The following is a 26425-nucleotide window of genomic DNA, read 5'->3' as shown; positions in this document are numbered from 1 at the left end:
AAAAATCGGGGCAGGGAATGGCTGGGGACATCGACCGCGAGGGGGTCGAAAAGGCTTATGGGCGCTGGGCGCCGATCTACGATCTCGTTTTCGGCAAGGTGTTCGACGAGGGACGGCGATCGACCATCGCGGAAGCCGACAAGATCGGCGGACGGGTTCTCGACGTCGGCGTCGGCACCGGGTTGTCGCTGTCGGAATATTCGCGCAATACCAAACTGTGCGGCGTCGACATATCCGAGCCGATGCTGCGGCGGGCGCGCAAGCGCGTGCGCGAGTTCGGGCTGACCAATGTCGAGACGCTGGCGGTGATGGATGCCAAGAACCTGGCGTTTCCCGATGCGTTTTTCGATGCGGTGGTGGCGCAATATGTCATCACCGCGGTGCCGGATCCCGAGGCGACGCTGGATGATTTCATTCGCGTGCTGAAGCCGGGCGGCGAACTCATCCTGGTCAATCACATCGGCGCCGAGCGCGGCCCGCGCCGCATCTTCGAACTGGCCTTTGCGCCGCTGGCGCGTCGGCTTGGCTGGCGGCCGGAATTTCCGTGGGAACGCCTGACCAACTGGGCCGCCAGACATGGCGGTGTCACCCTGACCGAACGGCGGCCGATGCCGCCGATGGGGCATTTTTCGCTGATCCGTTATCGGAAGTCCTAGACGGAATGGCCGCGGAACCTCCGTCAACGCACGCCGTTTTCCTTGCATGACAATAAAGCGCGCACTTCTTCTCGCATGCATGATGATGGCGGCTGCTGACGCGGCAGGCGCGCAGGCTCCGCCCGGTCCGGCGACACCGCCGGCGCAGACCGCGCCGCCATCGCCACAGCGCGCGGCCAATTGCGCTCCGATGCAGCCCCGGCCGAACGCCGGAGAGAAGGTTCCGGAGGGAACGACCACCGGCCAGCGCGCCGAGGTGCTGGGCGACAAGCTCGCCCGCTCGGACGGCGTATTGTGCCCGCCGCAAGGCGTCGATCCCGAAATGCGCGCGCCCGCGCCGGACGCCGGGAAGACCTCGGTGATTCCGCCGCCCGGCAGCCCCGGCGGGGACCCGACGATCCGGCCGAAATAGCATCATTTTGCAGATGCTTGACGGGAGCGCTCACCTTGCTTGACAGGCGCGCAACCCGCTCCTTATATGCCGCGCGTTCGCGACGGCGGCATTGCCTGCCGCCACCGCGACGCCGTGGCGGGGTAGCTCAGCTGGTTAGAGCACGGGAATCATAATCCTGGGGTCGGGGGTTCGAGTCCCTCTCCCGCTACCACTAGTCCCCCACCCACAGAACGTGTGAGGAACGGCGCGCCTAAAAGCTCCTGCAGCCGTCCCTTTATCTCGACCTCAAATCCCTTCACACCCGGTTCCGCGCGCACCACGACGCCGACCGTCTGAAAGCTATTTCTTCGGGGGTCAACTTCGCGGTCGAAGATACTGAGGATCAGGCGTTAATGACCCCGTCAGACACACCGGCCGATAAACTCGCTGCGACACTGCGCGTGTTCAAGGAACGGGTTCAGCAACTGTCCGACGCGACGGGCGAGACGGCCGATGAGATCGGTCTGACGAAGAAGGAAGTGTTAATAGCGCTGAACAAGTACCGGCTCTCAGCGGGGGCTGCCGGAGCTTAAAGATCCCACCATCGTCTCGCGGCTGTTGGGGCGGTTGGCGGAGGGCGGTGAGATCGCTAAGACGGGTGACAATAGGCGGAGAGTACAGTCTGTCAGCGTGATTTGGCAGGCGGCAAACTGAGGACGGCGTTTTGTGGCCACACGGCACGGGCGTCGTCAGCAGGACGCCTGAAATCGGCCGGCTTTTGTTTATCCAGGTCGGGTTGAGCCGCCTCGAATACGCTTGAGCGTTTGTCGGCTCCCCACTGCTCTGCGCGTGCCTTCAACTTAGCTTTTTGCACACCGTGGCGTTCCCAGAACAATGGAGCGTTTAGTCTGAGCGGCACAACGTTGCCTTTCTCATCCTTCTTTAGCGGCTGCCTGGTGTCGAACGACAGTAAGGTATCCGAGCGCCTGCCGTGCTTATCGCAGTAGTGATAATGCCACCCGACGACTCCGTGACGTTCGCCGTGGAGTACGGTATCCGGGAATCCCTTGACCTTCAGATAGAGTACTAGTTTGGGCTCGCGCTTTAGCGCGATGGTGCGAACGTGCTCAATGTACCCACGAACAATAGGGGTAACTTCCTCCACCACATGGATGGGCACGAATGCGTTTGGCGGTTCATCATCATCTCGCTTACCCAGGAGGCCGAGCCCGCTCAGATCGTCGAGAAGCTCATCTAGCGCCGGGGAGTCCCAAACAAAGCCGGGGGCGGGGGTCAGGAATCTTGGCTCACCCTCGGGGCCTCGTTGAGCAAGTTCCCGGCGCATGCCCACGAAAGTCCGAATGTCGGACAGGACACCGAGCGTAGCGCGGCTCTCGTTGGCAATGTCGGAGCCCTGCAAGTACCCGCGGGGGAAGTTTTCGTGTCCAGGCAACTGATTTTCCAGCGCTAGCATGACCGTGCACCGATCCACCGTGCACGGTTGCTGCACGGTCCCGTGCACGGTTGGCCTACACGGTTCGTGCACGGTCAGATGCACGGTTGTTTTGCAGTATTTTCAATCGTTTAGCGCGACCGTGCAACGACCGTGTAGCGACCGTGCACTGATTTTCCCATCAACCGTGCAGCTCCCACCCCTATAAGGGTGGGAACTGCACGGTGGGCGGCTTGGAGGGAATTAGGCCCGCGCAATAGATCGCATTTTTGCAGTCAGATCGATGCAACATAGTGGGGCAAGTTTCAGAGGGAGCCCCGGCCTGCCAAGGCCTGAAAAGCCAACCGGATGTTAGAACAGGCTCTTCCGAACGTCGTTGGGATTGACCTTGACCCGCTTGCCACCCGCAAGTTGCCATCCGATGAGACTGCAACTCTGCACGTTGTCAGGCGCTTCGCCCTGTATCCATCCGAAAATTCTGTTGAGTTCATAGGGCTTCATCAATGCACGGATAGTCGCGTGCCGATAGGGCTTCGGTATCGGAGTTATCCTTCCAGGTGCGGGATAAATGTCGAATAGGACCGTGAGTGGTTGATTGTTGTATTGTATCGCAATGCACACATTTTGACCGCTATTGTTGTAGTTCAAGATGAATTTGCACCAGATGTTGTTGACGATAATGCCGTCATCGCAACTAGCCGCCCGGCTCTCATTGGCAGATGCAAAAAATACAATTGAGAGCGCGATAAGCAGTCCTAAGGCCTTTTTCATCAAATAACCCTCCATGCTGAAAAAAACTAATCTCACCACGACGCAGGATGTTGCGCAATGGATATTCGCGCTTAGCGGGCGTGGAGCGGGGATGCAATCGGAGTTCATTCGGCTGCCGGGAGCGGCCCCGACATTTTTGATCCGCCGCGCAACTTTTGGGCTTGCGATCCCTTTAAGCGAGTGTAGGCGCGCCTCACTGGCGAGCCCTCTTCGGAAAGGCCACGCGGACACTGGCCCAAAAGCATCCGCAGAATTTGCCCCGAGATGAACGGCATGACCGGTTTAGCTTTACTGGTCTGCGCGCGACAGTCAGGGGGCTGGCAGCCGCACCGTTCACCGCGACCGATTCCAAACCGGATAGCGACAGGGCGATAGAAGCGCAACGACCCGCCAAGGGTAGGCCATAGGGCAGGAAACCATCCCGCGCAACGCGCGGCCTGGGGAGACGACCAGCCCACACCCTGTTCAGGGTCTACCAACACACTCAATCGAAGAGAGGACCGCGCCGAGAGGGCGCGCCGACAGATCAAAGATTCAGTTCGAAGCAGTCCGAGCGCTTGGCGTCGGACACTTCGGGACGCCCGCGCGGCCCGGCTTGATTAGCCTCGGGACCGGCTGCCGCGCGGCGCTTTCCCAACCCCACGACAGAGGACACCCACGATGACGACGACCACCGAGCGCGAGACACTCTCGCTGCAGGCTTTACTTGACATGCAAATCGACGCGCGTCTCAATCGAGCAGCGAACGCCGCTGAAGACGCGGCCGGAGCGCTCACGCGCATCGCTGACGCGTTCGAAACGTTTAACGCGTTATTCGGCAGTGTGATCGGGGTGGGGAAGACAATTTGCTACACCAACGGCGACGCCGATTTCGGCCCGCCCGTGAACTTCATTCGATCCGGCCGGGGCAAAGCCGTCTTCGCCTGCGACACGGACAATTCGGATACTGAAGATGATTTCAAGCGTTAACGACCTTCCCTATTGGGCACGCGACTTACTGCGACAGGCACGTCAAGCGCAGGCCAACGAAGGCGCGTTCTATCGCGAACTCTGCGCGAAATTCAACACGGCGCGGCGACCTTTGACGCCTTGCGTTCAGCGCAAAGCTGTCGCTCAGTTTGTCGACAATGCTTACGCGCTCGCCGCGTCCATCCTTCAAACCCCAGCCGAACATCCGGCTCACTTGGTCGACTTCGCAATCGGGCTTCTCAATGAAGCCATGACTCACGTGAAGGCCGAAACTCGGGAGGCTTCATAATGTCCGACCTCGCACCCGTAAGGCGGCCTGTATGATCTGGAGTGGCAAGTGACAGCAACCGGGGTTAAGCCCTTTCGCGATAAGATGATCCTATCATATGTCGAGGTGCTTCGCGCATCGATGACACAGGTTACATGGCAGATTGAATCACCACTACTGCGTGAGCTCTATGATGCAAAGGACTACACGGGCGTGGTTAAGTTCGTGCGCGATAGCATGAACTTGAAATTGAGGGTGCGGGTAGGCCTCGTGAATAAGGGGGATGATCCGAGTCTGTCGAAGAACGATGCCCCTGCATGGGTGGTGCTTCCTAATCCTATGCCTCCGTTGAATAGCCGAGATTTCGAGAAAACGATTGCCACTGTCTTTATCCGAAAGTCGTTTTTGGAGGGCAGTAAATATGAGAGCGTGATCCAAGCTATCGCTCATGAGATGGCGCATATTGTACTGGAGAGTCTTCGACATCCGCTTCACTCAGAGGAGCCCGCAGTTGACCTGACGGCGATGTGGTTAGGTTACCGAGACATCTTTGTCGCTGGCGCGGATTATGTCGAAGTGGGGCCATCTCGATTTGTGGACAAGCTAATTGCTGAATATCGAAGGCACCGCTCTGGCGATCTAATACGGCATTATACCTCGCTGGGTTATCTTTCACCGGAAGAGGTGTGCTTTGCAGCTCGACAAATGGGGTGGCGTTCGGGATACATGCCGCGCCCCGAGCCGCGAGGTTCCGTCCGTTTTGCCGCGAGTATTGTTAGCGGCATGATGAGAGCGGGACCGCTACTCGCGATAGTGCTTTTTGCGGTCTTATGCTGGTTATTCGCTGCGGCTGCTAACGGGATCGCTTACGTTTTCAGGTGATGGATTAATAGTAGGGAGTTCGAAGTTGCTGCCGGGCGGGCATGCGAAAGGTGCCTAAAACCGATGCTCGCTTTAAGAGGTATTTCAAAAAGTGACATTATGATCGTCATATCCCTCGGGGCGGTGTCCGAGGCCGATCGGCAAAAGAAATCTGGACAGGTGTCCAATGCCGTTTTTCGTGGAAGCCTACGTGGACGACCACAAGCTGAGTGTGGTCTTCGAAACCGCCAAGTTGGCGTTTGCAGAGGCGGTCGATTGGTGCGTCGTAAGTGGACTGAACGACGTATCTATCAGCGACGGCATTAGAAGCTACACGATTGCCGAATTTTCAGAGGCCACGGCGCTCCGGGAGATGGCAGAAACAATCCTAGCCCGGACAAGCACCAATTTCTTGCTATCCAAGGCCATCAGCGCTCACCCTAAGCCGCCCGGTAAGTCTTTGAAAACAAAGGCTCTGCCTGGGTGGGGGACTGTATGAGTCCCTCTCCCGCTACCAACGATCTTCCGCTCGGGAATGTGCCGGGAACTTCGCGTTCTGCTCGGCGTGAACGATTGCTTCCGAGCTCGGCCGGCGCAACGCTGTTATCAGTTTGCCCGCTTCCGGAAACTTGAGTTCACCCGCGAACTATACCCATCGCCAGCCGCAAACACGACGACCGCGATGCCACCAACAGACCCAGCGGCGGCGCCGGCGCCGCGGGGGCGGGCCCCAACCAGGACCCCACTGGACTCTTGTCACGAGATCGGGCGATTTTTCTGCACCTGTCGGGTTGGGTGCGACCGGCATCGCCTCCGCGGTATCACGGGAGCAGATGGCCATTCCGCCAACTGCGACGGCAACAAACGCTTTCTGGACAAGGTCAAGGAAGTCACGACGGCTGGGAGCGGTCATTGTTGTGCGCCTCTCCTTGTTGGATCTTCGTGTTACACGGTCCTTCAAACGGATTGGAGCGCGTACAGCAGCCACGCCCGCCCGTGAGAACGCTAACGGCGAACTGCCCATGCGGACATCCGTCGAAACCCTAAAGCGCCGGCGGGAATATTCGCGGTCACTCAGGCGCGGCCGTATCTTAAGGTTCAACCTGTCGCCGCCCGCGCGGGCCGAGCGTCAGATTGGTCACCCCTGCTGCAAGGTTCAATCCGATCGATCGCTCGATCGAAAGCGGCTGGAGCATGATCGAGCGGCGAGACCCTCCGATCAGCACGTTCGCGCCGAAACCGGGCCCCATTGCGACATTGCCGCTCGCGCCCACGTAGTTCCCGCGCAACGTGCCAGGCCCGACGCGCGAATTCCTCGCGAGGACGGCCCAGGAGAGAGTTCCTGCGCTGGTCACGCCGATATCGAGACCAACGCGCCTGATCCGGCCTTCGTAGACGTACTGCCTGGGCGGCCTCGTCGCAGTGAACACGCAACGAAGTTCCTGCGCCGAGCCGAGCACGAGTCCCACGCGAGGCGTGCTGGTGCACACGAGCCCGCCGACCCTGAACGGTTCGGCGACAGCGGGCACGGCAACAGCACCCGTGGCGACCAATCCGCAGATGCTTGCGACAATCATATTCGTCCGCATTCAGACCTCCATCTGGTTTCTGGTATCGGCGGGCGCGCCGCCTGGATCGCGGTCATGGCGAAGCCAGAATGTGATGCCGAGGCCGATCAACAGGACGGCGGCCAGCAGGAAGAAGACGACAGACTGCTGCAGCCAAGAGATTGCCAGCACCGCGATGCCCATCGCGACGCCGAGAAACGCGATTTGCATCGACAGAAGACTGACGCCGGCGAGGAACGTCCCGAGGGCAAGCAATGTGAGCAGAACGAGGCTGGTCGCGGGTGTCGGCAGCAGTTGCTGGACACGAGATACCAGCACGATGTTCATGGCGACCAGGACGGCGACCCAGTGCAGCGTCTGAGTCCAGATCAGCCGCAAGCGCTCCTCCTTGCCGACGACATCCGGCCACTTGTTGATGACGCAGACGACGCCGATGGCGAGCGCAAGAAATTCCCAGTAGCCAACGAGTGGCTGATGTGACGCATTGGTATAGGCGACGCCCGCAAGCGCAAGCAGTAGTGCAACGCAGTAGGGGAGTTGCTGCCAAAGGAAGTGTGTCATCCCCGAATGTGTCGAGGGCGATTCTGCTCCGCCTTTCCGTTCGGTTTCAACCTCGCTCATGCGGCACCTCGCAATCATCCCTCTTGTTAGCCATTGGCGCGAGGCCAATCTGCGATTCAGAACCTGGCGATCGCTACCCGTCCGACGGCAACCGGCGGCATGGCGAGCGCGATGCCCATTACGCTGAATATCGCGGGCAGCCATGCGTGTGGAGCCTAGGTACGAAGGCGGCGGCTGCCAAAATGAGGATGCTTGCCTCCGCGGTGGCGCCAGTGACGGTGTTTGGTCGGATTCGTATTGGTATTGGGCGCAGCCGCGGGCTTCGGCGCGGATGCGCCCGGAGCGGTCGACTGTGCATATGACAGGGGCGGCTCCATGGCCAGGAACAATCCAGCCAGGATCAACGCGCTGCAAACTAATCGGGCATTCATCTTCCCCTCCATTCGACCGACAAATATTCAAATCGAGATAGCGCCGACCGCCAGCGCATAGACGCCCGCACAAGCAGCAAGCGCGACCGCGGCAAATATGATGACCTCGAACGGCTTGAAAACGGCCCCCTTGCCTTCGCGCTTGGCGAGAAAAAACAAAACCGTTCCGGGCGCGTAAAGAATTGACGACAGCAGAAGAAACTTCAGGCCGCCCGCGTAGATCATGCCGATGGCGTAGAGCGTTGCGATGGCGGCGCGGATCCCGTCGACGGTACGAGTCCGTTCGCCCGCATGGTAGGAGTCGCCGAGATAGGCCAGCTTCAGGCCGTACGCAGCGACCAGGAAATATGGGATCAGCGTCATCGCGCTTGTCATCTTCAAGGCAAGCGTGAACGCATATTCGGCAAACCAGGTGACGAGAAGAAACGCCTGGATCACGCAGTTGGTGAGCCAGAGCGCTCCGGCCGGAACCTGGTGTGCATTAACGGTCGCCAGAAAAGAGGGCATGGTGCGGTTGAGCGCTGCGGAGTGCAGAACTTCGGCCGCCAGCAGCGACCATGACAGGTAATTGCCGAGGATCGAGATCAGCAGCGCCACGCTGATGAAGACGGCGCCCCAGCGTCCCACCATCGCCTCCATCACACCGGCCATGGATGGTGTTGGCAGGCCCGTGAGTTCCTGCCGGGTCAGAACGCCGTAGGACAACAGCGTCACGAGTACGAGCAGGCAGAGAACGGACAGGAAGCCGGCAACGGTCGCAAACCCGATGTCGGAGCGGTCACGTGCGTAACGTGAATACACGCTCGCGCCCTCGATTCCGACAAAGACGAATACGGTGAGCAGCATGGTGCTTCGGACCTGCCCGGACACCGCTGCGATGCTCGGCTGCTCCGTTCCCCAGAAATTCCGGGAAATCAGTTCGGGATCGACGACGACGAAGGCGACACCGATGAAAAGCAGGATCGGGATGATTTTGGCGTAGGTCGCAATGGTATTCAGGGTGGTGGCTCCCTTGATGCCTCGCAGCACCAGGAAATGGACGCCCCACACCAGGAGCGACGCCGATGCGATGGCAACTGGCGTCGTGCCGTCGCCGAAGACCGGAAAGAACTGTCCGATTGTCGCCTTGATAAGAATGAGGCAGGCCACGTCGGCGAGGCAACATCCGATCCAATAGCCGGCCGCAGAAGCAAATCCTATGTACTCCCCAAACCCGGCCTTGGCGTAGGCGTAGATGCCCGCATCCAGGTCCGGCCGGCGGCGGGACAGCGTCTGAAAAACGAAGGCCAGCATGAGCATGCCCGTGCCGGCGATGATCCAGGCGATCAACGTGCCGAGCACGCCGGTGACGCGCCCGAACGATGCCGGCAGCGCGAAGATGCCGGAACCAACCATCGACCCGACCACGAGCGCGACGAGCGCGCTGCGCGAAAGCTTCGTGTCGACCTCTTTCGACGAAGGAGCCATGGCGAGAATGGCTTTCAATCGGAGATGAGGTGGCGCAAAGGTCTAGTTCGAGCGGATGAGCCGGCCACCGTTTGCAGGACCTTAGAGGCGGCCTTCTTGTCCGGACATCAGGGTTTTCCTGTAGAAGGCGAGGCAGGAAATTGGGCGATCGGCGTCCTGTCAGGCTCTCCCTGACGTCGCTGTCGCAACGTCCCGCTCTAATGCCGGCTTGCCGATCCGGGCGTAGCGGCGCCGGCGACCAGTACGAAGCTGGCACGGAAGAACTCGCCGGCCTTCGCGAGTTCCGCCGCGATGCGCCTTGCATGCAGCATAGCGGCTTCCTCGTTGGCGTACTCGCCCCCCGTCCGGTCCGGAGACAGGCCGTATTTGTCGACGATATGGAAGAAGTAGCGCATGCCAACGAGGTAGGCTGGTGCGCTCCTGGCTGCCAGTGACAAACCTGTAAGGGGCCTAAGCAAAAGGGATGAAGAAGGCCGGTCGATCCTCGCGTTACGTTTCGGCAAGGTCCCCGGGGGGAATAGGGGGATGCGCCCCCCGGTCCGCGGGTATCATCCGATGCTTTCGCGGGGGGCGGACCGATAGCCTGATTCTTGTGCGCAGAAGCGCGAGGAGGCAAGCCATGTCCGACCATGAACCGAACCTCACCGCCATAGACGCCCCTGGCAGCGCGCTCGCGATTGACGCCGGGCTGCGCGCCTACATGTTGCGGATCTACAATTATATGGCGGCGGGCGTGGGCCTGACGGCCGTTGTGGCGTGGCTCACCTATCAGCTCACCGGGCCCGCATTGCTTGAGAGCCCGCTGATGTGGGTTTTCATCCTGGCACCGCTCGGCCTGGTGTTCTTCATGAGTGCGCGCATCAATACGTTGTCGGCGGGAACGGCGCGCCTGCTGTTCTTCGTCTATGCCGCGTCGATCGGCATATCGCTCGCGACGCTGCTGCACATCTACACCAGCGCCTCGATCACACGCGTCTTCTTCATTGCGGCCGCGATGTTCGGGGCGCTCAGCCTCTTCGGCTATTCCACCAGGCGCGATCTGTCGGGGTTTGGCAGTTTCCTGCTCATGGGCCTGATCGGCGTCATCATCGCCAGCGTGGTCAACATCTTCCTGAGGTCCACGGGACTCGATTGGTTGATCTCGATCATCGGCGTTGGTGTCTTCGCAGGACTCACGGCCTACGACACGCAGCGGATCAAGGCGATGTATGACAGCAGGGACGACGAGACCGCCGCAGGCCGCAAGTCCGTGATCGCGGCGCTGTCGCTCTATCTCAACTTCATCAATCTATTCATGATGCTCCTGCGCCTGCTGGGCGGGCGGCGGTAGGCAGCTCAAGCCGCCGGACGCTCCGCAGCCTTGGCGAGCGCGTCGCGCAGGATCTTTTCCTTGGTCTCGTCCAGCGATGTCTTCAGCACGACCCCGCCGGCGTCCTTGATTTCGTTGAGCACCTTGTCGGCCGTCATGTTCTTGATCAGGACGAAGAGCGCCGCGTTGCCAGGTTGAAGCGATGCGGACAGCTCCTTCACGAAGGAGTCGTTGATGCCGAAATCGGACAAGGCTCCCCCGATGGCGCCGGATGCCGCGCCGACGGCGACACCGAGGATCGGATTGAGGAAGAGCACGCCGACCAGCAATCCCCAGAAGCTGCCGGTGATCGCGCCCGTTGCCGTGGTGTTGACGAGCTGGTTGAGTTTGATGCCGCCGGACTCTGTCTTCACGGCGATGACGGCATCGCTGATCGTGATCAGGTACTCTTTTTGCAATTTGAGCAGCCTTTCACGGACTTCTTCGGCCTTCGCCTCGTTTGGGTACACGATCGCGACCAGATCAGACATGGAAGTCTCCGGACTTTTCCGACGGGCAAGTTCACACAGGAAGATCGCCCCCAACCAGATGGGGCGGGACCGAGATTAGACGGCCAACCGCCAGCCCGGCATCCGTGAAAACCCCAAGACACGAGAAGAATGCTCCGGATCGTTCGATCGGGTGAAGCGCTTGGCCGATCTGTCCCACCCGGATAGCCTGATTGTCAATTTGTTGCGACATCAACGTGGTGAAGACGATCGCGAGCAGGAGCAGTGAGATGCCGGCGGCAGACCATTGACGAAGAAGCTCGTCGCCTGCTTCGACACGGCTGCCGAATCCAAGACAGGCGCGTCGCAGCGGGGCGATCGCGCGCATCAGCGTCTTCCAGGCCACTGAAGATGTCGGCGGATGCGGACTGGGACTGAGCAGGACCGCAAGCGCGGCACCTCCCAGCACCGGCAGCAGCAATTTAGCGAATCCATCGATGCCGAACAGTTTCGATGCTCGTTCGATGACTTCACTTGAGCGTGAAACTGTGACCGTCCGCGGGTGCGAAAAATATCAGGTGATTGCCTGATCACGCACCGGGAGTTCCCCAGTAGCCCCTCGCGCGCATCGCGGTTGCATCCCGTCGCACCGGGTAGATTTACCGATGTCTGCCCTCGGGCCTATCGATGAAGATGCCCACGGCGCAATCGCCGGAAGGCGTCGTCTTCCCGGGCCTGTTTTCGATAACGTAAAGGGCACCTCTTCGATGCCTCGACAGATCCTCTCATTCGCGCTCGTGACGGCGGCATGTTCGCTTATGCTTGCAAGCTGCGGACCAGGCAGCGAAACGCAGGCGACGCCGCCGCGTCCGGTCCGCACCGCAACGATCGAGAAGCGGGAAGCCTCGACGCCATTGACCTTCACCGGCCACATCGAGGCGGATGACGAAGTATCGATTGCTTTCCGGATTCCAGGACGGCTGCTGGAGAGCAGCACCAAGGTCGGCGATCGGGTTGAGGCGGGACAGTTGCTGGCGCGACTGGAATCGCAGAATGAGCTGAATACGTTGCGGCAAGCACAGGCTGCCCTCGCCGCCGCGCAGGGCCAGTTGACGCAGGCGCGCAATCATTACGAACGCCAGGAGACGCTGTTGGCCCAGGGGTGGACCACGCGTGCGAATTTCGAGGTGGCGACGCAGGCACAGCAGACAGCCAGGGCGCAGGTCGAAGCGGCGGAGGCTCAACTGGCTACCGCCCACGACCTCGTGAGTTTCACCGAACTCAAGGCCGACGCGCCGGGCAAGATCACGGCGACCGGGCCGTCCGCCGGCGAGGTCGTTCAGGCCGGGCAAATGATCGTGAGGATCGCGCGGCAGGACGGCCGCGACGCGGTATTCGATGTTCCGGCGCAACTGGTCAGATCCGCATCGACCGATCAGGAGGTCACCGTCAGCCTGGCTGACGACCCGAAGGTGACGGCGCGCGGGCGTGTTCGTCAGATCGCGGCGCAAGCCGATCCCGTCAGGCGAACGTTCGAGGTCAAGGTTGGCCTGACGAACCCGCCGGCAGCCATGCAGCTCGGCGCGACCGTGAACGGGCGGGTCCAATCCAGTTCCGGGCCGGTAATCGACATACCTGCGACGGCACTGACGAGGATGAACGGGCGGCCCGCGGTGTGGATCGTCGATCCATCGACCAAGGTCGTTTCGGTCCGCAACGTTGATGTCCTTCGCTTCGATCAGGCGCAGGTGATCGTTTCGCAAGGCCTCGATACGGGAGAGATCATCGTCACCGCCGGCGTTCAGGCGCTTCATCCCGGTCAGGAAGTGCGCCTGCTCGGGTCAGAGCCATGAGCGGCGCCAATCTTTCCGATTGGGCGCTGAGACACCGTTCGTTGGTCGTCTACTTGATGATCATTGCGGTGCTGGCCGGTGCGCTGTCCTATTTCCGCTTGGGGCGCAACGAAGATCCTGCCTTCATCATCAAGACCATGGTCGTCCAGGCCGCCTGGCCCGGCGCATCCGTCGAGGAGACGATGAAACAGGTAACGGAGCGCCTCGAACGGACGCTCCAGGAGACGCCTCACCTGGACTTCCTCCGAAGTTTCACACGGGCGGGTGTTGCAACCATTTTCGTAAATCTGAAGGGCAGCGCCAACGCGAAAGAGGTTGCCGACACCTGGTACCAGGTGCGGAAGACGGTCGGAGACATGCGTCATACGCTTCCCTCCGGTGTCGTCGGTCCGGGATTCAACGACGAATTCGGCGATACGTTCGGCATCATCTACGGCTTCACCAGTGACGGCTTTACCCAGCGCGAGTTGCGCGATCGAGTCGAAGCCATCCGATCGCGGCTGCTTCTCGTACCTGATGTATCCAAGATCGAGCTCCTGGGTGCGCAGGACGAAGTGATTTTCGTCGAGTTCTCCACCAAGGAGCTTGCGACGCTCGGAATCGACCGGTCCGCTCTCCTTGCGGCGCTCCAGTCGCAGAACATCGTGCGACCGGCTGGCGTGGTACGGACCGGCTCGGAGAACATATCGCTCCGGGTGTCGGGCAGCTTCCAGTCGGAACAGGACATCGCAAACATCAATTTCGCCGCCGGGGGGCGGATGCTTCGCCTGAGCGATATCGCGCAGGTGCGGCGCGGCTACGCGGACCCGCCGCAGCCGATGTTTCGAGTCAACGGCCAACCGGCCATCGGGCTTGCAATCGCGATGAGGGACGGCGGAGACATTCTTGCCCTTGGTGCCAACATCAGGGCGGCAATGGCAGAAATCACAGCCGACCTGCCGATCGGGATCGAGCCCATCCTCGTCGCGGATCAGCCCGTTGTGGTCGATCAGGCGATCCGCGAATTCATGGTCTCGCTGATGCAGGCGATCGCGATCATCATGGTCGTCAGCTTCATCAGCCTCGGCATCCGGCCAGGCCTGATTATCGCGCTCGCCATACCGTTCACGCTGGCGATCGTCTTTCCGATCATGGGTCTCGTCCACATAGACATGCAACGCATATCGCTTGGCGCGCTCATCATCGCGCTCGCCCTGCTGGTCGATGATGCGATGACGACCACCGACGCGACGCTTACGCGGTTGGGCGAGGGGGCGAGCAAGATCGAGGCCGCAGCTTTCGCATACCGCACCCACGCCATGGCGATGCTGGCGGGCACGCTGGTAACGATCGCCGGCTTCATACCGGTGGGCTTCGCGGCAAGCTCTGCCGGCGAATACACTTTTTCGCTTTTCGCAGTGGTGACGATTGCGCTTCTGGTTTCCTGGCTCGTTGCCGTCATTTTCATACCACTGTTGGGAGCGGCCTTGCTCGTTCCACCGAATCAAGCCAACACGGCCGAGCCGGGCCGGATTTTCCGCATGTATCGGAGTTTCCTGACATTTGCGATGCGTGCCAAATGGGTCACGATCGTGGTCTCATTGGCGTTCTTTGGCGCTTCGCTCCTCGCGATGCCGTTGATCCCGCGGCAATTCTTTCCGTCGTCGGATCGACCAGAGCTGCTCGTGGACGTCAGCCTGCCGCAGAACGCCTCGATCTATGCGAGCGAAGCAGCGGCGAAGCGGCTTGACGCGGCGCTTGCCGCGGACCCCGACGTGGCGCGGTGGAGCACCTATGTCGGACGCGGCGCGATTCGCTTCTATTTGCCGTTGAACGTCCAGCTACCGAACGATTTCTTTACCCAGGCCGTTGTGATCGCCAAGGATGTCGCCGCGCGCGAGCGCCTGCATCGCAGGCTCAACGACCTGTTGGCGCAGGATTTTCCGAAAGCCATTGCGTTCGTGTCCCCCCTCGAGCTTGGGCCACCCGTCGGATGGCCAATTCAATATCGGGTCAGCGGGCCGGATGTGGAGCGGGTGCGTGAGATCGCGCTCAAGGTCGGACAGATCGTCGCCGCCAGTCCGGACGCCAAGCAGGTAAATTTCGACTGGATGGAACCCGACCGCCAGGTGCGCATTCGCGTTGACCAGAACGAGGCGCGCCTGCTGGGCCTCAGTTCGCAGGCGATTGCAACCGTGCTTAACGCCGTCATATCGGGCACGCCCGTTACCCAGGTCCGGGACGACATTTATCTGATCAACCTGGTGGCACGTGCAACCGACGAGCAGAGGGTTTCGCTCGACAGCCTCCGAACGCTCCAGGTGCCGCTGCCGGGGGGGCAGACCGTTCCTCTCAGTCAGTTTGCCAGGTTCGAATATGACCAGGAATTTCCACTCATCTGGAGGCGCGATCGCGTACCGACCCTGACGGTGCAGGCCGCCCTCGTCGGTGAGAAGTTGCCGGAGGCCGTGGTCGGTTCGCTGTCGCCGGCGATCGAGCAACTCAAAAGCACGCTGCCTCGATCGTACAACATAGTCGTCGGCGGGACCGTGGAAGAAAGTCAGAAGTCGCAGGCATCGGTGCTGGCAGTGGTGCCGGTGATGCTGTTGGTCATGTTCACCGTCCTGATGGTACAACTGCAGAGCTTTCCGAAGCTTTTCATGGTCTTGAGCGTTGCGCCGCTCGGCCTGATCGGTGTGGTCGGCGCATTGCTGCTTTCGGGCAGGCCGTTGGGCTTCGTCGCCATCCTCGGCGTGCTCGCGCTTATCGGCATGATCAGCAAGAACGCGGTGATTCTGATCGGTCAGATCGAGGCCGAACGCGCCTTGGGCAAGACGCCGTGGGACGCTGCGGTTGATGCCAGCAGCTCCCGTTTCCGCCCGATCATGCTGACAGCGATATCGACGGTACTCGGGATGATACCGATCGCGCCGACGGTGTTCTGGGGACCAATGGCATTTGCGATCATGGGTGGCTTGCTGGTCGCGACGGTCCTTACGCTCGTCTTCCTGCCGACGCTCTATGTCGCGTGGTTCGGCGCAACAAGGTCCCCCGACGAGACCGCGCTGCACAAGCCGCTGAAAGGCGAGGGCCAAGCCGGATAGGGAAATCATCATCTTCGGCTAGGTAGTCAACCCGATGTTCCCCACCCCCCGGTAGATGCACGCTGTTGGCGCCGATCGCCTTGGTGCTCGGCCACATGGCCAACGCAGATGTCACCTCGTCGCCGGACTCCCCGCGCTTCGTCCGCCGTAAGGGCATTGCAGACGATCGGGATGTCTTCATGAGCACCAATACCGACGTACAAAAGCTCCCATTGCGGACCCTGACCGCCATGGTGGTGGGAGGCATGGTAGGCGCCGGCGTGTTCTCCATTCCGCGCAACTTTGCGCAGGCAACCGGCATCTACGGGGCACTCATCGCCTGGGCTATCGCCGGCGCCGGCATGCTCATGCTCTGTTTCGTGTTCCAGACGCTTGCCAACCGGAAACCGGATCTCGATGCCGGCGTCTACGCGTATGCGCGCGCGGGGTTCGGGCCATATGTGGGCTTCTTCTCGGCGTTCGGCTACTGGGCCAGCGCCTGCGTCGGCAACGTGTCGTACTGGATCCTGATCAAGTCGACGCTCGGCGCGTTGTTCCCCTCCCTGGGGCAGGGCAACACGTTGACCGCCGTGCTGATCTCGTCGGTCGGTATTTGGGCATTTCATTTTCTGGTGCTGCGCGGCGTGAAGGAAGCGGCAGGAATCAACGCGATCGTCACGATCGCCAAGATCATCCCGCTGCTGCTGTTCGTGGTGCTGTCGATCTTCTTCCTCAAGCCCGCCGTGTTCGCGGACAACCTCTGGGGCGGGGCGGCTGGGGACTACGGCAACCTGTTCGAGCAGGTCAAGGCGACGATGCTGGTGACCGTGTTCGTCTTCCTCGGCATCGAGGGTGCGAGCAACTATTCGCGCTTTGCGGAGAAGCGCGAAGATGTGGGTGTCGCCACCGTCACCGGATTTCTCGGCGTGCTGGCGCTGTTCGCGTCGGTTTCCATCCTGGCCTACGGCATCCTGCCCCGCGCCGAAATCGCGCAACTTCGGCAGCCTTCGGTCGGTGGCGTGCTCGAGGCCGCCGTCGGCCACTGGGGAGCCGTCTTTATCGGCGCCGGCGTGATCGTCTCGGTGCTTGGCGCCTATCTGGCGTGGACGATGATGGCCGCCGAGGTGCTTTCGGTGGCGGCCAAGAAGCTGGACATGCCCGCGTTCCTGGCACGAGAGAACGCCAATCAAGTGCCGTCATCGGCGCTGCTGATGACCACGCTGCTGATCCAGACGGTGCTCATTGCCACGCTGTTCTCAGACGACGCCTTTACCTTTGCGCTGTCGCTATGCAGCCACCTGTCGCTGATACCCTATTTCCTGTCTGCGGCGTTTGCGCTGATGCTGGTGCTTCGCAAGGAGACCTACGAAAAGGATTCGGCTGATCTCCGCAAGGATACCATCATTGCCGTTCTGGCGACGATCTACACGTTATTCCTGTTGTTCGCCGGCGGAATGAAATTCCTGCTGCTCGGGTTCATCATCTACGCTCCGGGCACCATCCTCTACTACATCACCCGGAAAGAGCAGGGCCGACAACTCTTCGCACCGGCCGAATGGATCCTGTTCGCGGTCGCAGTCGCGGGCTGCGTCATCGGCATCCATGGCCTGGCTACCGGCTACATCACCATTTAGCGCACCAACAAAAAGGAGCCATCAATGGCGAACCCCCCAGCATTCGGTGTTCATTCCGAGGTCGGCCAGCTCCGAAAGGTGATGGTCTGCTCGCCTGGCCGGGCCCATCAGCGGCTTACGCCGTCAAATTGCGACACGCTGTTGTTCGACGACGTCTTGTGGGTTGAAAACGCCAAGCGCGACCATTTCGACTTCGTGCAGAAAATGCGCGACCGCGGTGTAGACGTCGTCGAGATGCATAACCTGCTCGCCGAGACGGTGGCCATTCCGGAAGCCAGGAAATGGATCCTCGACAACCAGGTCATCCCGAACCAGGTTGGACTTGGTCTTGTCGAGGAGCTGCGCTCGTATCTTGAAGGCCTCAAGCCCCGCGATCTCGCGGAGACCCTGATCGGTGGTGTGTCGACCCACGATTTTCCGGATGCACACGGTGGAGAGGCGCTGAAGCTGGTTCGCGAAGCCGCAGGCATGACCGAATATCTGCTGCCGCCGCTGCCGAATACGCTCTATACGCGGGACACGACCTGCTGGATCTATGGCGGTGTCACCCTGAACTCCCTGTATTGGCCGGCGCGGCACGAAGAGCCGATCCTCACGACGGCGATCTACAAGTTTCATCCGGACTTCGCCGGAAAGGTGAATGTCTGGTGGGGCGATCCGACGCAGGATCATGGGCTCGCCACATTCGAAGGCGGCGACGTGATGCCGATCGGCAAGGGCAACGTCTTGATCGGCTTGAGCGAGCGCACCTCGCGGCAGGCAATCAGCCAGGTTGCCGCGGCTCTCTTCAAGAAGAAGGCCGCCGAGCGCGTCATCGTCGCGGCAATGCCGAAGCTTCGGGCTGCGATGCACCTGGATACGGTGTTCACCTTCGCCGACCGCGATTGCGTGCTGCTCTATCCGGATATCGTCAACAACATCACGGCCTACTCATATCGGCCGGCCAATACGCCCTCGGGAGTGGAACTCCGCAAGGACGAAAAATCATTCGTGGATACGATCGGGGAAGCGCTGGGCCTCAAGAAACTGCGCGTCGTCGAGACGGGCGGTAACGCCTATATGCGCGAGCGCACGCAATGGGACAGTGGCGCAAATCTCGTCTGCGCGTCGCCGGGCGTCGTCTTTGCCTATGATCGCAACACCTACACCAACACCCTGCTGCGCAAGGAAGGCATCGAGGTCATCACGATCGTCGGCGCCGAACTCGGTCGCGGCCGTGGTGGCGGGCACTGCATGACCTGTCCGATCATCCGCGACGCCGTGGATTATTAGACGGAAGGCAGGGAAGCAAAGGGGCGGGTGCCATCCTGGACGAAGATGGTGCCCGAACATTGCGTCGAATGATCGCGCGCGCCCGATCGGAATCGCGTAGTCTCTCGCCGGGGGTGCTTCGCGAGCGCCGCACACGCCACGTTGATGGCTAACCTCCCGACGTCAAGGCCTATCGCCGTGGGTAGGGAGGACGGCCCAGCAATCTCGGGGGTTCAGATGCGTACATCTGGAATTCTTTTGCAGATGATTGGTCTACTTGTTGGTTCGACCGCTGCGTTCGCGGCCGAGATCGATCTGAAGGCCTTCAAGGAAGACCCGCCGCCGTTACCGTCGCCGACGTGGAGCGTGGTTGGCTCTGTCTCGCCGACGTATACCACCAACGCTCTGTTCAGCCGCGACAATCGAAAATCCGACTTCTATTATGAGCCCGATGTCAGCGTCAGACTGGACGGCTACCTGACAAACGACTTGTCTTATCGGCTCTATGCGCGCGCGCTGTACGAAGCTTTCGCAAGGGAGAAGCACGGAAATTTCTCGAACGCTCGTCTGGGCGGGCGCTTGACCGAGAATTGGTTCGGTTGGCGGTTCTCCGCCATTTACGAGAACCGCTATGATTTCGACGGCGTCTACCGTGACCTGGCGTTCACCTCGCATGACGTTATGGGCTCCGTTGCCAGAGACTTTCAGCTCGACAATGTAACGTTGTCGCCGTTGCTGCTGTTGACTTATCGTTTTTCGGATCTGGCGGAGGCTCGGCGCTGGCGCTTCGACGCCGTTCTCGGCATCGAGGTCAAACTCGATCCGAAATGGTCGATCGTGAGTGCGCCGCTATTTGAAGCCTATTGGTTCACGGATGGATTGAATTCTGGCCGGCAGGACCAGCTCTATTCAGTCGATCTCGGTTTGAGATATAGGTTCGCCGGGAACCTGTCGCTCACGACCACCGTGCTGTACGAGGTGCGAACGTCGAATGTTGCGCTTCGGCACTACAGGGATCTTCGGATTGGCCCGCGGCTCGACTTCGCCTTCTGAAAGGGAAATGAGAATGCGTGCGAAACGCTTGTTACTGCTGCTGGGGGCGGTTTTCGGATTGACGTGGGTGACCGCAGCAGTCGCGGATCCGCGCGATGCAGTTGACCGAAGTCAGCGCCTGGATACGGATGCTCTAAGAGACGACGTTGCAACTGACCGTCTTCGGACACCCGGTCATCCTCTGGTGATTGCCCCGGAACCTCAGCCCGCTCCGGTCCCAAAGCAAAAGAAGAGGTCGAGCGCCGGTACCGGCAGCAATCGATAGCGGGCTCGGCCATGCTCGGTTCGAAAGCCGGCGAAGGGGACAGGCGACAACGCCGAGCAGAGTCTCAGGGCGCGACCAGCTTCTTGCGAATCGCATAGCGGACAAGCTGCGCGGTCGATGACATTCCGAGCTTGCGCATTGCTGCGGAGCGATGAGTCTCGACGGTCTTTACGCTCAGCTTCAGGATGCCGCTGATCGATCGGTTTGTATGCCCTTCCGCGATGAGTTGGACAACGCTCTCTTCGCGCGAGGTGAGCAACTCGTCGGACCTGTTCTGCTTGTTCGATTGATAGTTGTGCAAGAGCTTCTCCAGCAGGGCGCTGGTGAAGTAGGGCCTGCCTTCGAGCAGGGCCTCGATCGCGGAAGTCAGGTGCTTTCGTGCGTCCGACTTGAACAGAAAGCCGCGGACGCCGGCCATAATGACCTCGCTCAGCAATTCCTCGCTCTCGTGCATCGTGAGTATCAAGACCTGAGTGTTCAGGTTCGCCGAGTTGAGGCGTCGGCAGACTTCGAGTCCGTTCATGAGCGGCATGGAATAGTCAACGATGACGATGTCGGGGGGCGTCTTCAATGCCAAAGCCAGGGCCTGCTCACCGTTTGTCGCCTCTCCGCAGACGGTCCAATTGGGGCGCGCTTCTACGATCGCACGAAGCCCGGAACGGACAATTTCGTGATCGTCGGCAATCAGGATGCGCTTCGCGGCGTCGTTCCCGTATGTCAGCCCGGAATTCATGGGATAATCAACGGCAATGACCAATACCAAGTGGGTGGATCGTATCGGCCATCCTTCTATGCGCTATACTACAAAACCCTGATATTCCACGGCGAATGTACCAACGGCCGGGCCTCCGCTCATGCGTCGACCAACCTTGCTCGAACGGCGTATCTGACCAGGCCGGCTGTCGAGTTCACGTCGAGCTTCCGCATCGCGGCAGACCGGTGCGCCTCGGTGGTCTTCACGCTCAGGTTCAGGATGGCGCTGATGCCCTTGTTGCTATAGCCGTCGGCAACCAGCTTGACGACGAGCCGCTCGCGCGGGGTGAGCCCCTTATGCGTGTCAGCCTCTTTCCGATCGTCGTGCCGCCCGTTCTTGAAACCGAATGGCCTGTGCGCCAGCAGCGACTCGACAGCAGAAAGCAGCAATTTGTTCGAGTCGGACTTTTCCAGGAATGCCCGCGCACCGGCCTGATAGGCCTGTTGCGCCAGCACGATGGAGTTGTGAACGGTGAAAATCAGAACCTCGGTCGGCAGCGGGTATTCCTTGATGCGCCGGGCCACCTCCACCCCGGTCATGCGAGGCATGGAGAAATCGACGATAGCGACGTGCGGCTGATATTCGATCGCCGCGGAAACCGCCTTGTTGCCGTCTACCGCCTCCGCGACGACCTCCCAGTCGGCACGTTGCTCGAGCACGGCACGGAGACCGGCACGGACCGCGTCGTGGTCGTCGGCGATAAGAATTCGCTTCATCAGTGAACTCCGGCTCATTGCACCAACGCCTCAGCTATGGAACGGCTCCTGACACTCAAGACCGCACCGCAAGCCGGCGTTTGTCTCGCTTCAATCTCGCCCGATGCGGGAACATCGCGCACAACGTCGTGCCGGAATACGATCTTGTCGGGTCAGACCCGATCTCGAGCTTGCCGCCAAGCTGCTCTAACCTTGCTCTCATGGCGGGAATCCCGACCCCCATCGAGGTCGCGTCGGTGCGGCCTTTCTCGCGTCGGGCTGGAAAGCCGCGTCCGTTGTCGCTGATCGTCAATCGAAGCCGTCGATCAGTCACGTCGGCGACGATTCTGACCTCTGTCGCATTGGCGTGGCGGAAAATGTTGGTGAGCCCTTCCTGGACGATCCGCAGCATCGCGTGCTGGCAATCATAAGAGAGCCGATCGACACCAGCGTCGATACCAAGGCTCACGCGCAACAACGTGCGGGCAGCAAAGCCATGGGCGTAGCACTCGATCGTGGCCTTCAGCCCCTCTACCATCAGGCTCTGAGGATGCAGCAGGTAGGTGAGAGAACGGATCTCCCGCAACGCTTCGTCAATCGACGCATCAACATCATCGCAAATGCTTTCGTGCGCCTTGGCCGAACCCAGGCAGGCGCGGATGCGCATCAAGCCAAGACTTGCGGCAACCAGATGCTGACAGGTCGAGTCATGAAGTTCGGACGCTATCCGCTGCTGGATACCTTCCTGAATGGTGGCCAGGCTCACACAGTTTCGGAGATCGGCCATGTTGTCTGGTTCCCATTCGGATTCCTCATGGAGTATGCGGTGATTTCCAACGAGTCGCACAATGGCGCAGTCTGCGCGGTCGAGGACGGGAATAACGGTCGTCTCGACGTCCCGCCGGAAACCTCCGAGCGTCAGGCTGTGATGAACTCTGGTTTCGTTTTTCTGCGCTAGGCACGCCTGGAGGACGTCACAGACGGACTCTGAATCCTCCCATCCCATGCAACGGGAGATGTTGAGACCCGGCACTTCGCGTGACGATATTCCCAGAAGCGCTCCGAACGCCTCATTGATCCCTTCATACGCAAACCCTCCGCCGCGCAGCGGGCGCACTGCAAAAAGGAGATATTCATCGGGAGCGCGGCCCAACTGCCTGACGGCATGGGAGACAATTGGCTCTTTCGCAGTGTCGTGCAGCGTCAACGAGCCGGCGGGAGGACTGTACGACTTCACGGCACGCACCCCGCCTTCCTGGCTAGCTCCGAATTCGCTCTCAACGGCTGGATTCGAGATTATCTACCCTTGCTCGGAACGAGCTATGGCAGCAGCCGCAAGAATACGATCGGTAGCATAGTACACATATGCGCTACCCCAAGAGGTAAATCGTGCGCGCGCAGCAACATGTTGATTTAAATCAACATTGCAAGACTGTCGGCAACGCAGCCAGGACAGCGCCAACTCGTTGTCGCGGCGTAGCTATGCCAGCAGGTCCTAGAACGCGCCGAAGATCGAGCCGAGCGCGATGGTCGCGGCTAGGGCGATGATGGGCCCGACAATGCCCACGATAACGATGTCACGATAGCTCTCGCGATGGGTCGAGCCGCAGACGGCAAGCAACGTCACCACCGCGCCGTTGTGCGGAAGGCTATCGAGTGTTCCGGCACTCATCACCGACACGCGATGCAACAGCGCGGGAGCTATCCCGAGGTCTGCCGCGCGCTCCATGTAGGTCGCCGCAAGCGCGTCAAGAGCTATGGTCAAACCACCGGATGCCGAGCCGGTCAGTGCTGCAAGCATGTTGGTCGCGATGGCAAGTGAGACGAGCGGGCCGCCGCCCACGCCGAGCACCGCGTCGCGCACGACGCCGAAAGCCGGCATAGCGGCCACGACGGCGCCAAATCCAACCAGGCTCGCAACGCTAAGGGCAGGCAGCACCGACGCGTTGGCTCCGGCGTCCATCGTTTTCCGAACCGATGGCAATCTGCGGTAGTTGATCACGAGCGTTGCCGCAATCGCGCAGACAAGTGCCGTCATTACCGCCCAGACTCCGCCGATCGCAGCGATTGACGTCCCGCCCCAACGGCTTTCGGCCAGGAACGACGTGTCGATCCGAGGGAGCAAAAAAATGGACATGATGACGTTGACCGATATGACGATCACAAGCGGAAGCGCAGCGGGTAAAAATCCCAACGGCGTCTCGCTCGGCTTGGCGCGCATGATTTCCGCCGGATCGAATTCGCGCGCGGCCGTGGCCCGTTCGCGCAGTATCTCGTCAGCGGCAAGACGCTCGCCTGAGGGAGGCTCGTGATCTCCGGGCGCTTCGTGGATTGTCCCGGCACGGTCCTGTTCTCGGCCGAGCCACCACATGCCGAAGCCGAGCATGATCAGCGCTGCCAGAGCGCCGAGGCCGGGCGCTGCAAAGGGAGTGGTGCCGAAGAATGGCATCGGAATAGCGTTCTGGATCGACGGCGTTCCCGGCAGGGCCGACATCGTGAAAGTCGATGTGCCCAGCACGATCGCCGCTGGCATCAGCCGTCGCGGAATTCCAGCGGAACGGAACAGTTGCTGCGCCATGGGCGCGAGCACAAAAAAGGCGACGAACAGACTTACGCCGCCATAGGTAACGATCGCTCCGGCAAGCACAACGGCAAGCATGGCACGTTGCGTGCCGAGCCGCTCCGTAGTGAAGCGGGCAATCGCCGTGACCGAGCCGCTGTCTTCCATGAGCTTTCCGAACAGCGCGCCAAGCAGGAACAGTGGAAAGAACTGGCCGAGGAAACCGGCGGCGCTGCCCATGAACGTCTGCGTCCAATGGGCCAGCAACGGTTCGCCGGAAGCAAGTGCGGTGATCATCGCCGCGATGGGTGCCAGCAGCAGGACACTCCACCCGCGATACGCCAGCCAGATCAAAAGGCCGAGGCCAATCAGGATCCCAGCGAGGCCAATCAAGTTCATGATCCTCAGCACTCCTGCAGCAGCACATCCAGGTCCGCGGTGGACTGCTTTCCGAGGTCTTCGGCGTGTAGCGCGAGGAATCGATCCGCGCTGTGGCGTCCCTCTTCCTTGAGCATGGCAATAAATTCCCACTCGGCATTCAGCTTTGAGGACGCGCCAAAGTCGGCAAGCTTGTCGGTCCAGATCCGGTGCGTACGCATCTCCGCCCAGCGCGAACCTTCTCCGTGACCGGGATTGGCAACCTGCCTGAGCAGCGCGATCATTCGCAGCTCCTTCATAAGTGCGGAATTGAACGAGATCTCATTGAGGCGATTGAGCACATCGTTCGCCGTGCGCGGAATATCCTTTCGTTCGCGTGGATTGATCTGTACGAGGATCGTATCGTGCGAATCGCTTTCGCGAATGAGCGGTGTGATGGTCGGATTTCCGGCGAAGCCACCGTCCCAATAGTGCTCTCCATCGATTTCGACGGCCTGGAACATGGTTGGCAGGCAGGCCGACGCCAGAAGCACGTCCGCGGAAATCTCGGCGTTCCGGAAGATGCGCCCGCGTCCGGTTCGCACGCTCGTAGCTGTGATGAAGAGCTTTATCGACGAGCGCGCGAGGCGATCGAAATCGATGCTCTTGGCAAGTATGGCGCGCAGCGGATTCAGGCCGAGAGGGTTGAGATCATAGGGCGAGAAAACTCGCGTCATCAGATCGAACGCGAAATATGCCGGAGAGCTATCGAGAGACCAGCGGCCGCGGAGCTTGTCAAATGGCGACCGCTGCAGCGGGCTGAACGCGGCTCCGCGCGCAACCAGGCGCCAATAGGCATCCAGCGCCGCCCGCGCTCCGGCTGCGCCGTCCTGAGCCCAGCCGTCAGCAAGAACCGCTGCGTTCATCGCACCAGCCGAGGTCCCGGATATCGCCTCGATGCGCAGCCAGGGCTCCTCGAGCAGCCGATCGAGAACGCCCCAGGTGAAGGCGCCATGAGACCCACCGCCTTGCAGGGCAAGGTCGATCAGAACCGGGGCCCGTGTCGTGACATTGGTGGTCTCAGGCGACATCGCAATTCTCTCAAGGGCAGCTTGGCCCATTCATACTGGGGTCTGTCAGTTCACTTCTGGAAGAGTGGTTCGAGTTCGGAGGAGTGGCGCGAGATCGATCCGATGGCGGCGTAGTGGACCATCCACTGGAATGACGGCTGTGGATCGTCATGCGCATGCTCTTCCGCCGACAGGATGTCTGATCGCATTGCACGATCCCCATATCGTTGTCAGCGGCAGTGGCGATGCGACACAGGATGAGATCTTCCGCTCCGGGAGCGATACCAGCATTGTCCATGCCGCCAGTAGTAAGGATGCCAGCGGCGATGCCGTCGATGGGCTCCGGCGACAGCTCCAGCGGCCGCACCGACTGCTGCGCCACGCGGGCCGCCAACGGCTCCGCCGATAATCGCGCCGGTCGCGGCGCCGCGCGCCGGCTGTGCGACAACTTCAGTGTGAATCGCCGTTGTCGCAATTCCAATCAAGAACAGAAGCGCCAGAGATTTCTTCATTTTTTACACTTGTTCGTTGTTCGGGCCGATCGCCGGTTCGGCCAACACCAAGGCGCCGCGCCGGCATCGAGCCGCGCGTCCGAACTCAAGTTGGATCAACATACAGCATTTGTCTTTAAGGGCCGTCCCACAAAACCCTGAGCTTCCGCGGAGAGGATACCTAGTTCGGGACATCAGGCGACGG

Annotated in this window: 29 protein-coding genes and 1 tRNA gene; 15 read left to right on the top strand and 15 right to left on the bottom strand. The window is 60.7% G+C overall.

From position 1 onward, the window contains the following. Positions 1–17 precede the first annotated feature (17 nt). The 4 genes from V7E26_RS02355 to V7E26_RS02340 all read left to right on the top strand — a co-directional run bounded on the left by V7E26_RS02355 (position 18) and on the right by V7E26_RS02340 (position 1622). Positions 18–656, top strand: a complete 639-nt coding sequence (locus tag V7E26_RS02355) for a class I SAM-dependent methyltransferase (RefSeq protein WP_324413053.1) — start codon at positions 18–20, stop codon at positions 654–656. An 85-nt stretch (positions 657–741) separates the two neighbouring features. After that, complete coding sequence (locus tag V7E26_RS02350) at positions 742–1068, top strand: hypothetical protein (RefSeq protein ID WP_324413051.1); 327 nt, start codon at positions 742–744, stop codon at positions 1066–1068. 116 nt (positions 1069–1184) lie between these two features. Further along, positions 1185–1261: transfer RNA gene (locus V7E26_RS02345), tRNA-Met, on the top strand. Between the two features lie 181 nt (positions 1262–1442). Continuing rightward, positions 1443–1622, top strand: a complete 180-nt coding sequence (locus V7E26_RS02340; RefSeq protein WP_324413049.1) for a hypothetical protein — start codon at positions 1443–1445, stop codon at positions 1620–1622. Positions 1623–1714: 92 nt separating this feature from the next. Here the strand turns inward: V7E26_RS02340 and V7E26_RS02335 are convergent, their stop codons facing one another. Further along, positions 1715–2503: a hypothetical protein gene (locus V7E26_RS02335; RefSeq protein WP_324413047.1), complete on the bottom strand. Its 789-nt coding sequence runs from the start codon at positions 2501–2503 to the stop codon at positions 1715–1717. 330 nt (positions 2504–2833) lie between these two features. Beyond that, on the bottom strand, positions 2834–3253 hold the full coding sequence (locus V7E26_RS02330; RefSeq protein WP_324413045.1) for a hypothetical protein: 420 nt from the start codon (positions 3251–3253) through the stop codon (positions 2834–2836). Between the two features lie 660 nt (positions 3254–3913). On the opposite strand from V7E26_RS02330, the gene V7E26_RS02325 reads away from it, so the two are divergent. From V7E26_RS02325 to V7E26_RS02310, 4 genes are all read left to right on the top strand, one after another. After that, positions 3914–4222: a hypothetical protein gene (locus V7E26_RS02325; protein WP_324413044.1), complete on the top strand. Its 309-nt coding sequence runs from the start codon at positions 3914–3916 to the stop codon at positions 4220–4222. After that, a complete protein-coding gene (locus tag V7E26_RS02320) occupies positions 4206–4511 on the top strand; it encodes a hypothetical protein (protein ID WP_324413042.1) in 306 nt (101 codons plus the stop codon). The genes V7E26_RS02325 and V7E26_RS02320 overlap by 17 nt, the downstream gene beginning before the upstream one ends. 48 nt (positions 4512–4559) lie before the next feature. Then, the gene (locus tag V7E26_RS02315; protein WP_324413040.1) at positions 4560–5372 is read left to right on the top strand and encodes a hypothetical protein; all 813 of its coding nucleotides are present in this window, start codon (positions 4560–4562) and stop codon (positions 5370–5372) included. A gap of 166 nt (positions 5373–5538) precedes the next feature. Beyond that, positions 5539–5850 (top strand): hypothetical protein, encoded by a 312-nt coding sequence (locus V7E26_RS02310; RefSeq protein WP_324413038.1) that lies wholly within the window; start codon positions 5539–5541, stop codon positions 5848–5850. A gap of 592 nt (positions 5851–6442) precedes the next feature. On the opposite strand, the gene V7E26_RS02305 is transcribed toward V7E26_RS02310, so the two are convergent. From V7E26_RS02305 to V7E26_RS02290, 4 genes are all read right to left on the bottom strand, one after another. Continuing rightward, the gene (locus tag V7E26_RS02305; protein ID WP_324413036.1) at positions 6443–6940 is read right to left on the bottom strand and encodes a DUF992 domain-containing protein; all 498 of its coding nucleotides are present in this window, start codon (positions 6938–6940) and stop codon (positions 6443–6445) included. Then, complete coding sequence (locus tag V7E26_RS02300; RefSeq protein ID WP_442893342.1) at positions 6941–7480, bottom strand: hypothetical protein; 540 nt, start codon at positions 7478–7480, stop codon at positions 6941–6943. It abuts the gene before it with no gap. 458 nt (positions 7481–7938) lie between these two features. After that, positions 7939–9378, bottom strand: coding sequence for a basic amino acid/polyamine antiporter (locus V7E26_RS02295; RefSeq protein WP_324413091.1), 1440 nt, complete (start codon positions 9376–9378; stop codon positions 7939–7941). A gap of 197 nt (positions 9379–9575) precedes the next feature. Next, the gene (locus V7E26_RS02290) at positions 9576–9773 is read right to left on the bottom strand and encodes a DUF6894 family protein (RefSeq protein ID WP_324413032.1); all 198 of its coding nucleotides are present in this window, start codon (positions 9771–9773) and stop codon (positions 9576–9578) included. Between the two features lie 224 nt (positions 9774–9997). Here V7E26_RS02290 and V7E26_RS02285 point away from each other — a divergent pair, with 224 nt between their 5' ends. After that, positions 9998–10708, top strand: a complete 711-nt coding sequence (locus V7E26_RS02285; protein WP_324413030.1) for a Bax inhibitor-1/YccA family protein — start codon at positions 9998–10000, stop codon at positions 10706–10708. Between the two features lie 5 nt (positions 10709–10713). Here the strand turns inward: V7E26_RS02285 and V7E26_RS02280 are convergent, their stop codons facing one another. Both V7E26_RS02280 and V7E26_RS02275 read right to left on the bottom strand, forming a co-directional pair. Continuing rightward, on the bottom strand, positions 10714–11217 hold the full coding sequence (locus V7E26_RS02280) for a DUF1269 domain-containing protein (protein WP_324413089.1): 504 nt from the start codon (positions 11215–11217) through the stop codon (positions 10714–10716). Positions 11218–11248: 31 nt separating this feature from the next. Continuing rightward, on the bottom strand, positions 11249–11656 hold the full coding sequence (locus tag V7E26_RS02275; protein ID WP_324413028.1) for a hypothetical protein: 408 nt from the start codon (positions 11654–11656) through the stop codon (positions 11249–11251). Between the two features lie 286 nt (positions 11657–11942). Here V7E26_RS02275 and V7E26_RS02270 point away from each other — a divergent pair, with 286 nt between their 5' ends. From V7E26_RS02270 to V7E26_RS02250, 5 genes are all read left to right on the top strand, one after another. Continuing rightward, positions 11943–13028, top strand: coding sequence for an efflux RND transporter periplasmic adaptor subunit (locus V7E26_RS02270; RefSeq protein ID WP_324413026.1), 1086 nt, complete (start codon positions 11943–11945; stop codon positions 13026–13028). Continuing rightward, complete coding sequence (locus tag V7E26_RS02265) at positions 13025–16111, top strand: efflux RND transporter permease subunit (RefSeq protein ID WP_324413024.1); 3087 nt, start codon at positions 13025–13027, stop codon at positions 16109–16111. The genes V7E26_RS02270 and V7E26_RS02265 overlap by 4 nt, the downstream gene beginning before the upstream one ends. A gap of 179 nt (positions 16112–16290) precedes the next feature. Beyond that, complete coding sequence (locus V7E26_RS02260; protein ID WP_324413087.1) at positions 16291–17724, top strand: basic amino acid/polyamine antiporter; 1434 nt, start codon at positions 16291–16293, stop codon at positions 17722–17724. Positions 17725–17748: 24 nt separating this feature from the next. Further along, on the top strand, positions 17749–18996 hold the full coding sequence (gene arcA, locus V7E26_RS02255) for an arginine deiminase (protein ID WP_324413022.1): 1248 nt from the start codon (positions 17749–17751) through the stop codon (positions 18994–18996). Positions 18997–19212: 216 nt separating this feature from the next. Then, the gene (locus tag V7E26_RS02250; protein WP_324413020.1) at positions 19213–20028 is read left to right on the top strand and encodes a hypothetical protein; all 816 of its coding nucleotides are present in this window, start codon (positions 19213–19215) and stop codon (positions 20026–20028) included. A 329-nt stretch (positions 20029–20357) separates the two neighbouring features. Here V7E26_RS02250 and V7E26_RS02245 read toward each other — a convergent pair whose 3' ends face one another. From V7E26_RS02245 to V7E26_RS02215, 7 genes are all read right to left on the bottom strand, one after another. Continuing rightward, complete coding sequence (locus V7E26_RS02245; protein ID WP_324413018.1) at positions 20358–21026, bottom strand: response regulator transcription factor; 669 nt, start codon at positions 21024–21026, stop codon at positions 20358–20360. A gap of 119 nt (positions 21027–21145) precedes the next feature. Next, a complete protein-coding gene (locus V7E26_RS02240; protein ID WP_324413016.1) occupies positions 21146–21763 on the bottom strand; it encodes a response regulator transcription factor in 618 nt (205 codons plus the stop codon). 55 nt (positions 21764–21818) lie between these two features. Then, positions 21819–22979 (bottom strand): sensor histidine kinase, encoded by a 1161-nt coding sequence (locus V7E26_RS02235; RefSeq protein WP_324413014.1) that lies wholly within the window; start codon positions 22977–22979, stop codon positions 21819–21821. Positions 22980–23237: 258 nt separating this feature from the next. Continuing rightward, positions 23238–24692 carry a GntP family permease gene (locus V7E26_RS02230; protein WP_324413085.1) on the bottom strand — a complete coding sequence of 485 codons (1455 nt, stop codon included), beginning with the start codon at positions 24690–24692 and terminating at the stop codon, positions 23238–23240. Between the two features lie 14 nt (positions 24693–24706). Then, on the bottom strand, positions 24707–25750 hold the full coding sequence (locus V7E26_RS02225; protein WP_324413012.1) for a patatin-like phospholipase family protein: 1044 nt from the start codon (positions 25748–25750) through the stop codon (positions 24707–24709). Between the two features lie 50 nt (positions 25751–25800). Then, positions 25801–25938: a hypothetical protein gene (locus V7E26_RS02220; RefSeq protein WP_324413010.1), complete on the bottom strand. Its 138-nt coding sequence runs from the start codon at positions 25936–25938 to the stop codon at positions 25801–25803. Between the two features lie 21 nt (positions 25939–25959). Beyond that, complete coding sequence (locus V7E26_RS02215) at positions 25960–26136, bottom strand: hypothetical protein (protein ID WP_324413084.1); 177 nt, start codon at positions 26134–26136, stop codon at positions 25960–25962. Here V7E26_RS02215 and V7E26_RS02210 point away from each other — a divergent pair. Next, positions 26056–26382, top strand: a complete 327-nt coding sequence (locus tag V7E26_RS02210; RefSeq protein ID WP_324413093.1) for a hypothetical protein — start codon at positions 26056–26058, stop codon at positions 26380–26382. The genes V7E26_RS02215 and V7E26_RS02210 overlap by 81 nt on opposite strands. Positions 26383–26425: the final 43 nt, after the last annotated feature.

It is taken from the genome of Bradyrhizobium sp. (assembly GCF_036735945.1).
In the GTDB taxonomy this organism is placed as follows: Bacteria; Pseudomonadota; Alphaproteobacteria; order Rhizobiales; family Xanthobacteraceae; genus Bradyrhizobium.
This window is presented reverse-complemented; position numbering and strand designations above follow the sequence as displayed.

Excerpts from the sequence above, each read along its gene's own strand:
- V7E26_RS02355 (WP_324413053.1), top strand. The coding sequence starts at position 18 with ATGGCTGGGGACATCGACCGCGAGGGGGTCGAAAAGGCTTATGGGCGC.
- V7E26_RS02350 (WP_324413051.1), top strand. The coding sequence starts at position 742 with ATGGCGGCTGCTGACGCGGCAGGCGCGCAGGCTCCGCCCGGTCCGGCG.
- V7E26_RS02340 (WP_324413049.1), top strand. The coding sequence starts at position 1,443 with ATGACCCCGTCAGACACACCGGCCGATAAACTCGCTGCGACACTGCGC.
- V7E26_RS02335 (WP_324413047.1), bottom strand. The coding sequence starts at position 2,503 with ATGCTAGCGCTGGAAAATCAGTTGCCTGGACACGAAAACTTCCCCCGC.
- V7E26_RS02330 (WP_324413045.1), bottom strand. The coding sequence starts at position 3,253 with ATGAAAAAGGCCTTAGGACTGCTTATCGCGCTCTCAATTGTATTTTTT.
- V7E26_RS02325 (WP_324413044.1), top strand. The coding sequence starts at position 3,914 with ATGACGACGACCACCGAGCGCGAGACACTCTCGCTGCAGGCTTTACTT.
- V7E26_RS02320 (WP_324413042.1), top strand. The coding sequence starts at position 4,206 with ATGATTTCAAGCGTTAACGACCTTCCCTATTGGGCACGCGACTTACTG.
- V7E26_RS02310 (WP_324413038.1), top strand. The coding sequence starts at position 5,539 with ATGCCGTTTTTCGTGGAAGCCTACGTGGACGACCACAAGCTGAGTGTG.
- V7E26_RS02305 (WP_324413036.1), bottom strand. The coding sequence starts at position 6,940 with ATGCGGACGAATATGATTGTCGCAAGCATCTGCGGATTGGTCGCCACG.
- V7E26_RS02300 (WP_442893342.1), bottom strand. The coding sequence starts at position 7,480 with ATGACACACTTCCTTTGGCAGCAACTCCCCTACTGCGTTGCACTACTG.
- V7E26_RS02295 (WP_324413091.1), bottom strand. The coding sequence starts at position 9,378 with ATGGCTCCTTCGTCGAAAGAGGTCGACACGAAGCTTTCGCGCAGCGCG.
- V7E26_RS02290 (WP_324413032.1), bottom strand. The coding sequence starts at position 9,773 with ATGCGCTACTTCTTCCATATCGTCGACAAATACGGCCTGTCTCCGGAC.
- V7E26_RS02285 (WP_324413030.1), top strand. The coding sequence starts at position 9,998 with ATGTCCGACCATGAACCGAACCTCACCGCCATAGACGCCCCTGGCAGC.
- V7E26_RS02280 (WP_324413089.1), bottom strand. The coding sequence starts at position 11,217 with ATGTCTGATCTGGTCGCGATCGTGTACCCAAACGAGGCGAAGGCCGAA.
- V7E26_RS02270 (WP_324413026.1), top strand. The coding sequence starts at position 11,943 with ATGCCTCGACAGATCCTCTCATTCGCGCTCGTGACGGCGGCATGTTCG.
- V7E26_RS02265 (WP_324413024.1), top strand. The coding sequence starts at position 13,025 with ATGAGCGGCGCCAATCTTTCCGATTGGGCGCTGAGACACCGTTCGTTG.
- V7E26_RS02260 (WP_324413087.1), top strand. The coding sequence starts at position 16,291 with ATGAGCACCAATACCGACGTACAAAAGCTCCCATTGCGGACCCTGACC.
- arcA (WP_324413022.1), top strand. The coding sequence starts at position 17,749 with ATGGCGAACCCCCCAGCATTCGGTGTTCATTCCGAGGTCGGCCAGCTC.
- V7E26_RS02250 (WP_324413020.1), top strand. The coding sequence starts at position 19,213 with ATGCGTACATCTGGAATTCTTTTGCAGATGATTGGTCTACTTGTTGGT.
- V7E26_RS02245 (WP_324413018.1), bottom strand. The coding sequence starts at position 21,026 with ATGAATTCCGGGCTGACATACGGGAACGACGCCGCGAAGCGCATCCTG.
- V7E26_RS02240 (WP_324413016.1), bottom strand. The coding sequence starts at position 21,763 with ATGAAGCGAATTCTTATCGCCGACGACCACGACGCGGTCCGTGCCGGT.
- V7E26_RS02225 (WP_324413012.1), bottom strand. The coding sequence starts at position 25,750 with ATGTCGCCTGAGACCACCAATGTCACGACACGGGCCCCGGTTCTGATC.
- V7E26_RS02220 (WP_324413010.1), bottom strand. The coding sequence starts at position 25,938 with ATGCGATCAGACATCCTGTCGGCGGAAGAGCATGCGCATGACGATCCA.
- V7E26_RS02210 (WP_324413093.1), top strand. The coding sequence starts at position 26,056 with ATGCCGTCGATGGGCTCCGGCGACAGCTCCAGCGGCCGCACCGACTGC.